Genomic DNA, 13,150 nt, shown 5'->3' with positions numbered 1-13,150 from the left:
AGGTACGGAAGCCCGCCAAAATAAGTTTCAGCTAAATCTGCTGCACTGCACCCTTGGCGACGATAGGACCGGTCGGCACGCCGCTGGGCGAGCCGCCCTTGGGTTCGAGCGTGATGGCCAGCACCGAGCCCTCGCCCCAACCGGCCATGACTTCAGGGGCAATCGAGACGGTGCTGCGCTGATTGGCGGGAATGACGCCCATCGAGATCGGATTATTGCCGCCCTGGATGGCCCAAAGCTCGAAATCCTTTTCCGGCACGGCATCGCCCGAGAGCGCGGTCAGCCGGACTTGGCCGGTGCCGTCATAGAGCGCGACGAATTTAACATTGCTGCCCTCTTGCTCGAGTGCCGCGACCAATTGGGTAGTGAGGCTCGATACATCCGGACGCGGTTGCAGCAGGTTGAAGCCGATAGCGGCCACCGCGACGGCCAGGGCGCCGGCGGCGATAGATCGCCATAAGAGCAGGCTTTCCCAGAAGCCGGGCTTGACCGGGGCTCTGGTATCGCCAAAGGCGCGTGCCTCGATGCCGGGCCAGAGCCGGTCGGGCGCGGGAACTTCCTCATAGCCCTCATTGAGGGCGGCAAAGCGGGACACCCAGAAATCGCGTTCGGCGCGCAGGGCCTGATCATTCTCGATCAGCCGGTGCACGCGATCATGCTCGGCGGGCGAGAGCAGGCCAAGCACGTATTCGGCGACCAGGGCATTGCGCCTGCCCTCGCCCCCATCCATGTCATCGCTCGTGCTCATGCCGTCAGACACTCTCTCAGCTTCAAAAGGCTCCGGCGGAGCCAGGTTCGCATCGTATTCAACGGCACAGCATAGCGCTGCGCCAGCTCGTCATAGCTATAACCATCGAGATAGGCGCCCCGCACGGCCTCGGCCCGGTCGGGTTCGAGTGTGGAGAGGCACCGCTCGATCCGCCCACGCTCCTGGCTATCAGCCGCCGCCCGTTCCGGTGAGGGGCCTGCGTCAGGGATTTCCAACGCCACATCGATATCGTCGGCCATTGGCCGGCGGGCGCGCAGGATGTCGAGCGCATGATTGCGCGCCACCGCCACGAGCCAGCTGATCGGGCTGGTATCGCCCGCCACATAGCGGTCGGCCCGCTGCCAGATTTTGACATAGACCTCCTGAATAGCCTCTTCGGCCTCCGAGCGGTCCTTCAAGATACGCAGCACCACTCCGAAGAGTTTCGCACTGGTGCGGTCATAAAGCGCACGAAAGGCGGCGCGATCCCGCAGGGCGCAGCGCGCTATCAGGTCGGCAACCTCCCGGCTGGGGGCCTGCATGGCCATGAATTTTACGTGCCTCCTCCGCAGCGCCCGGACGGCGCCTGTGCCGCGCCCTTGTCTGGTATTCCCACAACGCTACAGATTGAAAAACGGATCAATGCCTGTTTACGGCCATAAGCGTCTTTTCCTTTGCATCAGCATGCTCTAGACCCGTGCACGTCTTTTTATAGCCGCTTTGCGAGGGGATTGGGTCTGCCCATGACACAGGATACGCCTTCCACCGACCGGTTCTCCCACGATGCTGGCATTCTTGCGCAGGCGCTGCCCTATATGCAGCGCTATGAGGGCAAGACGGTCGTCGTGAAATATGGCGGCCATGCCATGGGCGATGCGCAACTGGGCCAGGCCTTTGCCCGCGACATCGCCCTGCTCAAGCAGTCCAAGGTCAATCCGATCGTGGTGCATGGCGGGGGCCCGCAGATTGCCTCCATGCTAAAAAACCTGGGCATCGAATCCAAATTCGAGAGCGGCCTGCGCGTGACCGATGCGCGGACTATGGAAATCGTCGAAATGGTGCTGGCGGGCTCGATCAACAAGGAGATCGTGGCGCTGATCAATGCCGAGGGCGAATGGGCGATTGGCCTGTGCGGCAAGGACGGCAATATGGTGTTTGCCAAAAAGGCCGAGAAGAAGGTCAAGGATCCCGGCTCCAATATCGAGCGTGTGCTCGATCTGGGTTTTGTGGGCGAGCCGGTCGAAGTCGACCGGACCCTGCTCGACCTATTGGCCCGCTCCGAGATGATCCCGGTGATCGCCCCGGTGGCGCCCGGCCGCGATGGCAATACCTATAATATCAATGCCGACACCTTTGCCGGCGCCATTGCCGGCTCGCTGGGCGCCAAGCGCCTGCTGTTCCTGACCGACGTGCCCGGCGTGCTCGACAAGGATGGTAAGCTCATCCCGGAACTCTCCGTGCGCGAGGCCAAGGAATTGATTGCTGATGGCACGATTTCGGGCGGCATGATCCCCAAGGTAGAAACCTGCCTCGAAGCGCTCGAAAATGGCGTGGAGGGTGTGGTGATCCTCAATGGCAAGATGCCCCATGTCGTGCTGGTCGAGCTGTTCACCGAATTCGGTGCCGGCACGCTGATCGTGCGCTAGCCTCTTCCCGCGAGACAAGAAAAAGGCCGCCCCTTGGGCGGCCTTTGCTTTTGCGTCATACCTCGACCGGCACATGTCGGGCCGGAGCGCCCTGGCCCTGCCCCTGCCCGCCGCCCTTCTTGAAGAAGGGCACCAGAGCCAGGACCAGCAGGAAACTGGCTACCTGATACCAGAGGGCAAAGCTGGCGGCGTCGGTAAAGACGGCGTGCTGGCTGTTGCCGGCGGCAAAGCCGCTGGCGAGCGAACCGAAGAACATTTCGCCCACCAAAGCCACGCCCAGCGCGCCGCCCACCTGCTGGAAAGCCTGCAGCGCGCCCGAGCCGGCGCCGGCATCGCGATGGGGCACATTGCGCAGCACCAGTTGGAACAGCGAGGAGAAGCCCAGCCCAAGCCCGATGCCGGCCAGCAGCAGCGGCGGCAGGAAACTCCAGTGGTTAATGGCGTCGCCTGCGCCTGCGATGATGAAATGCAGCGCCCCGATACCACCGGCCAGCAGGGCTCCCGATGCCGCCAGCCGCCCGCGCAGGTAACGCGAGCCGAGGCGTCCGGCGATCAGGGAGGCAACCAGCACACCGATCGAGAAGGGCGTGTTGGTCAGCCCCGACTCGAGCGGGGTGAAACCAAAACCCGATTGCAGGAAGATCGAGATCACCATGAACATGCCGGGAATGCCCGAGGCAAAGACGGTGATGACGAAGGCGCCGAACATGAAATCGCGATTGGCGATGAGGTCGAAATTGAGCAATTGCGGCAGGCCGGCCTTGGCACGGGCACGGGTCCACAGCACGAAGGCCACCAGCAACACAAAGCCGGAAGCGATCATGGCGAAAGCCCAGAGCGGCCAGCCATAGGCGCGGCCTTCAATGATCGGGAAGACGACGCAGACCAGGCCCAGGCCGAACAGCACGATACCCACGAAATCGTTCTTGAGCGCGGAATGCCCGGGCAGGCGCGGAATCAGGAAATAGCCGGCAATGACGGCAGCAATGCCGACCGGGATATTGACGAGAAATATCGGCTGCCAATCCATGCCGAAGAGTTGCGCCGAAATCAGCACGCCACCCAGAATGGGGCCGCAGACCGCGGCAAGCCCTGCCGAGAGGCCGAACAGCGAAAAGGCCTGGCCGCGTTCATGCGGGGGGAAGGTGACCGTTGCGATGGCCAGCACCTGCGGCGTCATCATGGCGCCGGCGAGGCCCTGGATCACCCGCGCAATGATCAGAAATTCGATATTGGGCGAGAGCCCGCACAGCGCGGAAGCTATGGTGAAACCGGCAACGCCCCAGAGAAACATATGGGTGCGGCCCACAATGTCGCCGAGCCGGCCAAAGGGCAAAAGCCCCAGCGCGAAGGCGAGCACATAGGCGGCGATGACCCATTCGATCTGGCTATCGGTAGCGCCCAGCCCCTCGCGCATCGAGGGCAAGGCGACATTGACGATGGTCACATCGATCAGGTTCATGAAATTGGCGATGAGCAGAATGAACAGGGCCAGCCAGCGGCGCGGATCGGGCGCGGCAGGGGCTGGGTGTTGGGCGGGAGAAGACATGACAGTCATCCTTGAGCAGAAACGGGATTGAGTACGAAGGCGCGCTCCAACTCGGCCAGAACCTGGTCGAGCGAGGCGCGGAATGAGGTCCATTGACGCCAATAGTCGGACAGGGCGCCGGTAGTGATCAGGGCTGCGGCCGCTGGATCAATGTCGTTTCGGAACGAGCCGTCTTCGACTCCGCGGCGAAATATTTCGACAAATTGCAGCCGCCAGAAATCGTAAAGCGGGGTGATGATCTGCGCGATGACCGGGTCGCGCCGGGCGCGCTCCACCATCTCGGTCAACACGATATTGAGTTCGGGCATGTCATTGACGATTTCGCGGAAGTCGTCAAATTCCAGCCGCAGCACTTGCAACGCTGTCTTGCCCTGACGGTCCTGCCGCAGCGCTTGCGCCTTGAAATCGTCGCGCAGTGTCTCGGCGACCAGCGCGATCAGCGCCTCCTTGGAGGGCACGTGATAGTGCAGTGTCGCAACATTGATGCCGACGCGGGCCGCGATGTCGCGGGTGCGCAGACCCTCGAGCCCCTTTTCGACAATGATGGCCCGGGCCGCCGCCGCAATGGCCAGCCGCCGGTCACCGCCGCTTTCGCGTTTGGCGCTGATTTGTTCCAGAGTCATAGGCCCATCCCGAATTTGCGGGATGGCTATAAACCCGATCTGGTGGCCAATCAATCATTTGATTGAGAATTTGATAACAAGGTCAATAGCCGTGTGGTCAAGCAAAAGCCGACGGCACGGTTGGTTCAAACGTTCCAGCTTCTACTGCTCGGCGTAAGGAGAGCCGCCGCCCAGGCTGTCATTGGTGTGCTCGATCAGCAGATCGCACAGACATGCTTCGTCGGTGCAGGCATCGCGGTCGGCGATGAAGGTCCCGTAGCGTGGCGGGTTGGCATGGTTGGTTTCGGTGCCGGTGGCGTTTTCATATGCGTAGACGGAGGCCATATCGTCCAGCCGGCCCATGCGCCAGAGGTCCGAATCGGCATCACCGGTCGAGTCGCACATCAGGATATGGGCCGGAACAGTGGGCGCGTCGCAGCTGATGTCGGACAGTACATCGCCATAGAAGTCCTCCATTTCGGCAATGCGCTTCTCGACCGCCGGCATATCGACACCGCAAGATTGGGCGAAAGCCATTTGCGGGATGGCAAGAAGCAAAAGCGTTAGCGGTAGGCGCATCGAAATGTCCTTGTTGGCTCAGGGGCCGTTGATATTGCAGCCCAAGTTAGTGGCACATTGTGGCGCTTTCTTCAGCCCCCGCCCCAATATTTCCATGGCGGCAACCGGGCGGCGGACGCTTCGGCCTGTGCCGAGCTTGACAAGCAGCCGATCTGCGAGCCCCTCTGCGCCAGACCATCGGAGTGCCCGCCATGCAGGATTATGTCCGCCGTATCCTCACCTCGTCCGTCTATGAGGTTGCCGAGGAGACGCCGCTGGAAAAAATGCAGCTATTGTCGGCGCGGCTGGGCGCCGAAGTGCTGCTCAAGCGCGAGGACATGCAGCCGGTCTTTTCCTTCAAAATCCGGGGCGCGCATAACCGCATCGCGCAATTGAGTGCCAGTGAGCGCGCCCGGGGCGTAATCTGCGCCTCGGCGGGCAATCATGCGCAGGGCGTGGCGCTTTCCGCCACGAGGCTAGGTATCCGCGCGGTCGTCGTCATGCCCACCACCACCCCCGCCATCAAGATCGGCGCCGTGCGGCGGCTGGGCGGAGAGGTCGTGTTGTTTGGCGATGGGTTCGACGCCGCCCGCGCCCATGCGGCGGAGCTGGCCGAGGAGCATGGCTATGTCGTCGTCCACCCGTTCGACGATCCCGACGTGATTGCCGGCCAAGGCACGATCGGCATAGAATTGCTGCGCCAGCATCCGGGCGAACTGGGCGCCATCTATGTGCCGGTGGGCGGCGGCGGGCTGGCGGCAGGCATTGCCGCCTTCGTCAAATTCCTGCGCCCCGAAATCAAGGTAATCGGGGTCGAACCGGAAGAAGCGGCCAGCATGAAGGCGGCCATCGCCGCAGGCCATCCGGTGGCGCTCGACCAGGTGGGCCTGTTTGCCGATGGCGTGGCCGTGCGCGAGGTCGGCACCGAGACGTTCCGGCTCTGTCGCGAACTGCTCGACGACATCGTCACCGTCACGGCCGACGAAATCTGTGCCGCCATCAAGGACATTTTCGATGACACACGGGCCATTGCCGAGCCGGCTGGCGCGCTGGCATTGGCGGGCCTGCGCAAGCAGGTCGAGCAGGGTGCGGCCCCCGTTGGCGCGCTGGTCGCCATCAATTCGGGCGCCAATATCAATTTCGACCGGCTGCGCTATGTGGCCGAACGCGCCGAGATCGGCGAGGGGGCGGAGGCGCTGTTCTCGGTGGAAATTCCCGAGCGGCGGGGCAGTTATCGCGCCTTTATGCGCCTATTGGGCCAGCGCTCGATCACCGAATTCAATTATCGTTTCGCCCATGACAGCAGCGCCAAGATTTTCGTCGGCATCAAGCTGAGCCGCGGCGATGCGGAAAAGCACGAAATCATCGGCCTGCTCGAAGAGCACGGACTCAAAGTCATCGACCTGACGGACAATGAAGTGGCCAAACTGCATGTCCGCTACATGGTGGGTGGGCGCGTTGCCGACCTCGAGCACGAAACGGTCTATCGCTTCCAGTTTCCCGAACGGCCGGGCGCGCTGCTCAAATTCCTTGAGGGATTGCATGATGCCTGGAACATCTCGCTGTTCCACTATCGCAATCATGGCGCCGATTATGGCCGCGTGCTGATCGGGGTGCAGGTGCCGCCCGAGACGCGGGCCGATTTCATCGCCCATATCGAGGCCATCGGCTTTCCTTATTGGGATGAAACCGACAATCCGGCCTATCGGCAATTTCTCGATCACGAACGGGCATAGCGACCGGGTTTGTCACACAATCGTCGCGGCTATTATGCCGGGATAAACCAGTAATGGCCTTTGCGGGCGCATTTCCGCCCATAATCGATTGCAATGGAAGCACTTAGAACCCATCTGCACGACAAGCCAGCGGTTCCTCCCGGAGCCGGTCACCAAAATCAATATCGACAACAAGCCGGAGACGATGATGAGGATAACCAAGAGCGTAAGCCTGATGCTGCTGGCCGGTGTGGCCAGTATCGGCGTGGTGCAGCCTTCCATGGCGCTGGAAGCCCAGGCTTTCCTGGATCGGGTCGCCCTGGTCTACAAGACCATTGGCTATGAATTCGCCTTTGGCGAAGGCAGGGTCGAGGGCGATACCGTCATTGTCGATGGGGTCAAGGTTGGCCTTGCCGGCATCGATACGTTCGATTTCCCGACCGAGATTACCTTTTCGGGCGTTACCGAGCGCTCCGATGGCGGCTATATGGTGCGCGAAGTAAGCATCCCCGACATCGATACCGAATTCGCCAAAAAACCGAGCGGCCATGTCACGCTTGCCGATGTCAAGATGGAAGGCCTCTACCTGCCCGGCGGCGAGGCCATTCCGGCCGGCGCATTGCTGCAATTGGTGCAGTCGATCAGCACGGGTCCGCTCTCGCTGACGCGCGACGGCAAGGAAGTTCTCTCCTACGATTCGGTGGTTGCCGGTTCGACCTTTACCCCGGCCCAGGGTGAAGCCATTACCGACCTCACGTCCAAGCTGACGGTCAGCGGCATCACCGTCGATCTCACCAGCGTCAAGGAGGAAGACCCCGCCGCCGGCGCGATCATTGATGAGTTGGGTCTCGATACGGTCTCGGGCAACGTCACGCAGAACCTGAGCTGGTCGATGGCCGACGGCCGCATGGTGATGGACCAGTTCCTGTTCGATTTCGCCGATGTGGGCGCGCTCGACATCAACCTCGACGTCACAGGCATGACCCCGGAAATGCTCGACAAGATCTATGCCATGCAGGCAGCAATGGCGACGGGTGACGCCACCAGCGAAGAGGCCCAGTCGGCCCAGATGATGAGCGGCATGCAGCTGATGCAGGCGATTTCCATCGTCTCGGCCAAGGTGCGCTATGACGATGCTTCGCTCGCCGGCAAGCTGCTGGACTTCTTCGCCAGCCAGTCGGGCGGCGATCGCGCCACCTTCGTGGCCGGCCTCAAGAGCATGCTGCCGACGCTGATCGACCAGAGCGGCATCCCGACGCTCAAGGACGTGGTGGTGCCCCCGGTTTCCGCCTTCCTCGATGATCCGCAGAGCCTTGAAGTCACGGTACAGCCGGAAAATCCGACCACCCTTTTGGTGCTGACCGCCGCTGCGGCCAACCCTGCCGGGCTGATCACGGCGCTGGGCCTTGCCATCACCGCCAACGAATAATCGCTCCGGGCGGCCCGTCTGACGGGCCGCCCATTCAAGTGTTAGGGCCAGTCGCCATTCATCTCAGGCCGAGCCGAAAATGATGGTCTTCGAGAACCGGAGCGCAGCGTACTTTGGTAGGTGAGCACCGGAAGCGCAGAAAACTAGCATTTGCAGGCCGGCACCAGATGAATGGCGGCTGGCCCTAGGTGAAACCGTCACGGTTTTGCGCTATATTGGCGCCATGAATGACATGACGCTCCCCGCCACACGCAGTCTTTCCCACATTACCGATTGGGTCTTTGACCTCGACAACACGCTTTATCCGCGTGAGTGCAATCTGTTTGCGCAGATCGATGTGCGCATTACCCATTATGTGATGGACCTGACCAAGCTGGATTTTGAGGCGGCAAGAGCGCTGCAAAAGACCTATTATCGCGATTTCGGCACCACGCTGAACGGGCTGATGCTGCAACACGAGGTCGATCCCGACCATTTCCTCGCCAATGTGCATGCCATCGATTATTCGCCAGTCGCGGAACACCCAGACCTGATGGCGGCAATCCGCGCTTTGCCCGGCCGCAAGTTCATCCTCACCAATGGCGATGTCGGGCATGCCCGTGCTGTGCTGGCCCGGCTAGGCGGCGCGGACCTGTTCGAGCATGTCTACGATATCCGCGCCATGACCTATGTGCCCAAGCCGCATCGCGAGGCCTATGCCGGATTCTTTGCCATGCATGGGGTCGACCCGACCAGCGCGGTGATGTTCGACGACCTCGAAAAGAACCTGGTCGTGCCCCACGAGATGGGCATGGCCACGGTTCAGGTGGTTGCCGGCCCCGACTATGCTCACGAGCAGGTTGATGCCTGGGAACTGGGGCGGGGTGACAGCACCCATGTGCATCACGTTACGGATGACCTCGCGCGGTTTTTGCGCGAGCGGCCGTAAGGGGCACGACCTCGTGGTTCGACAAGCTCACCATGAGGTCTACTTTTGGTCGCATTATTCCCAGCAGACCTCATCCTGAACCTGTCGAAGGACGAGGTCGTCGCTACATATTGTTCAGATGCAGAATATTGCCGTCGGGGTCCTTGAACCAGACCATCTTGAAATCGCCGGCAATGTGGATGTCGCCGCGCAGGTCCATGCCTTCATAATGCTCGAAGCTGACGCCACGGGCGCGCAGATTGGCGACGATATCCTCGATCTCGCCGCCCACGCCCCAGACCACGGCATTGGCCTTGTTGGTGCCGGCGAAGTCGGACTTGTAGACCACCAGCCCCGTCTTGCCGGTCTTGAACTCCATGACCATGTCATCTGACTGGATCAGGGTCAGCCCCAGCACATGCTCATAGAAGTGCCGGGCGCGGGCCATGTCGGTTACTGCCACGATGGCGGCAGAGTCGAAATCCTTGAGCATGACGAACTCTCCTTGATTGGCTATGCTGACCCAACGCGCCGCCCAGGATTGGGTTCATTCCCCGGCCAGGCGGGGGTGACGAGAGCCACGATCCCGCCGCCCCATCCCAATATTTGATAAAACACTGCGACAGCGTCTTTTTCCCATCTTCGCTGCGTTCTATCATTGCGGCATGACCGACCTTCCCGGCCGCCGGCCGCCGCCTCATCCAGAAACCGCCCCCACCTTCCGCGAGCGGCTGGAAAATCTGCGCCATCTGGGGCGTCTGGTGTCCCAGATCTGGCGCACCAGCCGGCCGTTGACTGCCGCCAGTATCGGGCTGCGGCTGATCGCTTCGATGCAGCCCATCGCCATGCTCTATGTGGGCAAGCTGATCATCGATGAGGTGGTGCGGCTGACCAGCCTGTCCAAGCCCGGCCCCGGCTTTGCCGATTGGTGGGCCAGCGGTGCGCTCACCACCGTAATCGGCCTTTTGGCGCTTGAGCTGGCGCTGGTGATCTTCTCCGACCTGCTCGCCCGCGCCACGGGCCTGGCCGATGCGGTGCTGTCGGAACTGCATTCCAACCAGGTCAGCGTCGAGCTGATGACCCATGCCGCCCGGCTCGATCTGATGCATTTCGAATCCGCCGAATATCAGGACCGGCTGGAGCGCGCCCGCCGCCAGGCCGCCGGCCGCAATGCCCTGCTCAGCCAGATGTTCGGCCAGGCGCAGGATATCATCACAGTGGCGACACTGGCGGGTGGCCTGTTCTTTTACGCGCCCTGGCTGATCCTGCTGCTGCCGCTCAGCTTCGTGCCCGCCGTGTGGGGCGAAAGCCGCTTCAACACCCTGGCCTATTTCATGAACCGCTGGCGCACCCCCGAGCGGCGGGAGCTCGAATATATCCGCTATGTCGGCTCGAGCGCCGATACGGCCAAGGAGATCAAGCTGTTTGGCCTGGGCGCTTTTCTGATCGAGCGCTTCAAGAAGCTGGCCCACACCATCTTCCTCGAAAATCGCCGGCTCTCGACCCAGCGCGCCGGCTGGGGCGCGGTGTTTTCTTCGATTTCGACACTGACCTATTACGGGGCCTATGCCTTCATCGTCTGGCGCACCATTATCGGGGACTTTTCCATCGGCGACCTGGCGTTCCTGTCGGGTTCGTTCCTCAGACTCAATGGCCTGTTCCAGAAAATCCTGCTCGGATTCACCCAGATTGCCGGCCAGTCCATGTATCTCGATGATCTGTTCTCGTTCTTCGAGATCGAGCCGACCATATTGCCGCCGGCCCATCCCAAGCCCTTCCCCCAGCCCATCGCCCAGGGCATCGTCTTCGACAATGTCGGCTTCCGCTATCCCGATACGGAAACCTGGGCCATTCGCGGCCTGTCCTTCACGCTCCATGCCGGCGAAACCCTGGCGCTGGTGGGCGAGAACGGAGCAGGTAAGACAACAATCGTCAAACTTTTGACCCGTCTCTATGACCCCGATGAGGGCCGCATCAGTGTCGATGGCATTGATCTCAAGGATATGCGCATCGAGGATATTCACGCCCATATCGGGGTGATCTTTCAGGATTTCATCCGCTATAGCCTGTCCGCCCGCGAAAATATCGGGGTGGGCCGGATCGATGACCAGCACGATATGGAGCGGATCGAAGACGCGGCCGAGCGCAGCCTTGCCGATCAGGTGATAACCAAATTGCCCGGCGGCTATGACACCCAGCTGGGGCGCCTGTTCAACAAGGGGCGCGATCTCTCCGGTGGGGAATGGCAGAAGGTCGCCATTGCCCGCGCCTATATGCGCGATGCCGATCTGATCATTCTGGACGAGCCCACGGCGGCGCTTGATGCCAAGGCGGAGGCGGAGGTGTTTTCGCGCTTCAAGAGTCTCGCCAGCGGGAAGACGGCAGTGATCATCTCGCACCGGTTTTCGACGGTGCGGATGGCGGATCGGATACTGGTGCTGGAGAATGGTGCGATCCTGGAATCGGGCTCCCATGAACAATTGCTGGCCCTGCGTGGGCGCTATGCGGAGCTGTTTGAGTTGCAGGCGGCGGGGTACCGATAGCCCCTACCCCACCCGCACCAGCACCCGGCCCATGACCTTCCCGGCCAAAATCCGTTGCGCCGCCACGGGCAGGCCCTCAAGCCCGATTTCCTCGACCAGTTCCTCGTAGCCTGCGAAATCAAACAGCTCGCCCAGCCTGTTCCACGCGGCCACCCGCGTCGCATAGGGCTGCATGACGCTGTCGATGCCGATCAGCGTCACGCCGCGCAGGATGAAGGGCAGGACATTGGTTTCAAGTTCGATGCCCCCGGCATTGCCGATGCTGGCGACTGCCCCGCCATAATTGACCTGCCGCAGCAGTTTGCCCAGAATCTTGCCGCCGACATTGTCGATGGCCGCCGCCCAGCGCGCGCTTTCGAGCGGCTTATCGGCGCCGCCGAGAAAGGCATTGCGGTCGATGACGCTGGACGCGCCCAAAAGGCGTAGCGCACCGGAGAGTTCCAGACGTCCCGACAGCGCGGCGACCTGATAGCCCAGCTTAGCCAAAAGCGAAGTAGCGATCGAGCCGACGCCACCAGCCGCGCCAGTCACCAGCACTTCCCCGGCATCGGACTGCAACCCGGCGGCTTCGAGCCGGTCGATGGCCAGCATGGCGGTCAGCCCTGCCGTGCCGGCGATAATGGCCTGGCGCGGGCTCAGCCCTTGGGGCAGCGGCACCAGCCAATCGGCGCTGACGCGGGCGCGTTCGGCATAGCCGCCCCATTGGGCCTCGCCCACGCGCCAGCCCGTCAGCACCACGGCCTGGCCGGGTACATAGCGGGGATCGACGCTGTCGCGCACAATGCCGGCAAAATCGATGCCGGCGACATGGGGATAATTCCGCACCAGCCCGCCCGCGCCGGTCAGGCACAAGCCATCCTTGTAATTGAGGCCGGCCCATTGCACGTCGACCGTCACATTGCCGGCGGGCAGACGCGCCTCATCCACCTGCTGAACCGATGAGCTGACCCGCCCATCATCGGCCTTTTCAGTCACCAGAGCGCGAAAGCTCATCGACCGCCTCCCCAGGCATTCTTGATTGATGGCACCCTGACACGTTCGCGGCGGGCGCCACAAGCTGGTGCAATAGCGCAAAGCGCCTTATCTCTTTGTTCAGCAAGCCTCAAAGAGTGTTCCCGTGACCGCTACACCTAGTGACAGCCAGATCGCCGTGATCGCCGAAACCTATCGCCTATTGGGCGATCCCACCCGGCTGCGCGTGCTGCTGGCGTGCCTGGCGCAACCCATTGCCGTGGGTGATATCGCCAAGGCCGTCGCCGCCTCGCCGTCACTGGTCAGTCATCACCTGCGCCTGTTGCGCGGAGCAAGGCTGGTGCGCGGTACGCGGCGCAACAAGCAGGTGTTTTACGAGGCGGCCGACGATCACATTGCCCGCATGCTGGCCGACATGATCGAACACGCCATGGAAGAGCATGCACCGGGCGAGAGCGAGGACGACCGCGACACCTGACCG

General features: G+C 62.1%; 13 protein-coding genes. 6 read left to right on the top strand and 7 right to left on the bottom strand.

Going from position 1 to position 13,150, the window contains the following annotated elements; translation table 11 throughout:
* Positions 1 to 31: 31 nt before the first annotated feature.
* Both FF80_RS20820 and FF80_RS04260 read right to left on the bottom strand, forming a co-directional pair.
* On the bottom strand, positions 32 to 748 hold the full coding sequence (locus tag FF80_RS20820) for an anti-sigma factor (RefSeq protein WP_052153164.1): 717 nt from the start codon (positions 746 to 748) through the stop codon (positions 32 to 34).
* Positions 745 to 1,296 (bottom strand): sigma-70 family RNA polymerase sigma factor, encoded by a 552-nt coding sequence (locus tag FF80_RS04260; protein WP_081917237.1) that lies wholly within the window; start codon positions 1,294 to 1,296, stop codon positions 745 to 747. Before FF80_RS04260 ends, FF80_RS20820 begins: the two co-directional genes overlap by 4 nt.
* Before the next feature lie 195 nt (positions 1,297 to 1,491).
* Here FF80_RS04260 and argB point away from each other — a divergent pair, with 195 nt between their 5' ends.
* Positions 1,492 to 2,394 (top strand): acetylglutamate kinase, encoded by a 903-nt coding sequence (argB, locus tag FF80_RS04255; RefSeq protein ID WP_035098046.1) that lies wholly within the window; start codon positions 1,492 to 1,494, stop codon positions 2,392 to 2,394.
* A gap of 55 nt (positions 2,395 to 2,449) precedes the next feature.
* Here argB and FF80_RS04250 read toward each other — a convergent pair whose 3' ends face one another.
* From FF80_RS04250 to FF80_RS04240, 3 genes are all read right to left on the bottom strand, one after another.
* Positions 2,450 to 3,943, bottom strand: coding sequence for a DHA2 family efflux MFS transporter permease subunit (locus FF80_RS04250; protein WP_052153177.1), 1,494 nt, complete (start codon positions 3,941 to 3,943; stop codon positions 2,450 to 2,452).
* 5 nt (positions 3,944 to 3,948) lie between these two features.
* Positions 3,949 to 4,566 (bottom strand): TetR/AcrR family transcriptional regulator, encoded by a 618-nt coding sequence (locus FF80_RS04245; RefSeq protein WP_052153163.1) that lies wholly within the window; start codon positions 4,564 to 4,566, stop codon positions 3,949 to 3,951.
* A 141-nt stretch (positions 4,567 to 4,707) separates the two neighbouring features.
* Positions 4,708 to 5,124, bottom strand: coding sequence for a hypothetical protein (locus FF80_RS04240; RefSeq protein ID WP_035097858.1), 417 nt, complete (start codon positions 5,122 to 5,124; stop codon positions 4,708 to 4,710).
* 191 nt (positions 5,125 to 5,315) lie between these two features.
* Here FF80_RS04240 and ilvA point away from each other — a divergent pair, with 191 nt between their 5' ends.
* From ilvA to FF80_RS04225, 3 genes are all read left to right on the top strand, one after another.
* Positions 5,316 to 6,839 carry a threonine ammonia-lyase, biosynthetic gene (gene ilvA / locus FF80_RS04235; RefSeq protein ID WP_035097856.1) on the top strand — a complete coding sequence of 508 codons (1,524 nt, stop codon included), beginning with the start codon at positions 5,316 to 5,318 and terminating at the stop codon, positions 6,837 to 6,839.
* 187 nt (positions 6,840 to 7,026) lie between these two features.
* A complete protein-coding gene (locus FF80_RS04230) occupies positions 7,027 to 8,247 on the top strand; it encodes a hypothetical protein (protein ID WP_152558258.1) in 1,221 nt (406 codons plus the stop codon).
* A gap of 232 nt (positions 8,248 to 8,479) precedes the next feature.
* The gene (locus FF80_RS04225) at positions 8,480 to 9,175 is read left to right on the top strand and encodes a pyrimidine 5'-nucleotidase (protein ID WP_035098040.1); all 696 of its coding nucleotides are present in this window, start codon (positions 8,480 to 8,482) and stop codon (positions 9,173 to 9,175) included.
* Positions 9,176 to 9,278: 103 nt separating this feature from the next.
* On the opposite strand, the gene FF80_RS04220 is transcribed toward FF80_RS04225, so the two are convergent.
* Positions 9,279 to 9,647 carry a VOC family protein gene (locus FF80_RS04220; protein ID WP_035097852.1) on the bottom strand — a complete coding sequence of 123 codons (369 nt, stop codon included), beginning with the start codon at positions 9,645 to 9,647 and terminating at the stop codon, positions 9,279 to 9,281.
* A gap of 172 nt (positions 9,648 to 9,819) precedes the next feature.
* Between FF80_RS04220 and FF80_RS04215 the strand changes: the two genes are divergently transcribed.
* Complete coding sequence (locus FF80_RS04215) at positions 9,820 to 11,697, top strand: ABC transporter ATP-binding protein (RefSeq protein ID WP_035097851.1); 1,878 nt, start codon at positions 9,820 to 9,822, stop codon at positions 11,695 to 11,697.
* Positions 11,698 to 11,700: 3 nt separating this feature from the next.
* On the opposite strand, the gene FF80_RS04210 is transcribed toward FF80_RS04215, so the two are convergent.
* Entirely contained in the window at positions 11,701 to 12,690 is a 990-nt protein-coding gene (locus tag FF80_RS04210) for an acryloyl-CoA reductase (protein ID WP_035097849.1), read from the bottom strand.
* 124 nt (positions 12,691 to 12,814) lie between these two features.
* Here FF80_RS04210 and FF80_RS04205 point away from each other — a divergent pair, with 124 nt between their 5' ends.
* On the top strand, positions 12,815 to 13,147 hold the full coding sequence (locus FF80_RS04205) for a metalloregulator ArsR/SmtB family transcription factor (RefSeq protein ID WP_035097848.1): 333 nt from the start codon (positions 12,815 to 12,817) through the stop codon (positions 13,145 to 13,147).
* The last annotated feature ends 3 nt before the right edge of the window (positions 13,148 to 13,150 follow it).

The organism is Devosia sp. LC5 (assembly GCF_000735585.1).
Lineage (GTDB): Bacteria > Pseudomonadota > Alphaproteobacteria > Rhizobiales > Devosiaceae > Devosia.
The sequence above is the reverse complement of the archived record's forward strand: the minus strand, read 5'-3'. Positions and strand labels throughout refer to the sequence as shown.

Bases quoted from the DNA above. Each gene is read 5' to 3' on its own strand.
- FF80_RS04250 (WP_052153177.1), bottom strand. From the start codon at position 3,943: ATGTCTTCTCCCGCCCAACACCCAGCCCCTGCCGCGCCCGATCCGCGC.
- FF80_RS04240 (WP_035097858.1), bottom strand. From the start codon at position 5,124: ATGCGCCTACCGCTAACGCTTTTGCTTCTTGCCATCCCGCAAATGGCT.
- FF80_RS04245 (WP_052153163.1), bottom strand. From the start codon at position 4,566: ATGACTCTGGAACAAATCAGCGCCAAACGCGAAAGCGGCGGTGACCGG.
- argB (WP_035098046.1), top strand. From the start codon at position 1,492: ATGACACAGGATACGCCTTCCACCGACCGGTTCTCCCACGATGCTGGC.
- FF80_RS04260 (WP_081917237.1), bottom strand. From the start codon at position 1,296: ATGGCCATGCAGGCCCCCAGCCGGGAGGTTGCCGACCTGATAGCGCGC.
- FF80_RS04220 (WP_035097852.1), bottom strand. From the start codon at position 9,647: ATGCTCAAGGATTTCGACTCTGCCGCCATCGTGGCAGTAACCGACATG.
- FF80_RS04215 (WP_035097851.1), top strand. From the start codon at position 9,820: ATGACCGACCTTCCCGGCCGCCGGCCGCCGCCTCATCCAGAAACCGCC.
- ilvA (WP_035097856.1), top strand. From the start codon at position 5,316: ATGCAGGATTATGTCCGCCGTATCCTCACCTCGTCCGTCTATGAGGTT.
- FF80_RS04225 (WP_035098040.1), top strand. From the start codon at position 8,480: ATGACGCTCCCCGCCACACGCAGTCTTTCCCACATTACCGATTGGGTC.
- FF80_RS04210 (WP_035097849.1), bottom strand. From the start codon at position 12,690: ATGAGCTTTCGCGCTCTGGTGACTGAAAAGGCCGATGATGGGCGGGTC.
- FF80_RS20820 (WP_052153164.1), bottom strand. From the start codon at position 748: ATGAGCACGAGCGATGACATGGATGGGGGCGAGGGCAGGCGCAATGCC.
- FF80_RS04230 (WP_152558258.1), top strand. From the start codon at position 7,027: ATGAGGATAACCAAGAGCGTAAGCCTGATGCTGCTGGCCGGTGTGGCC.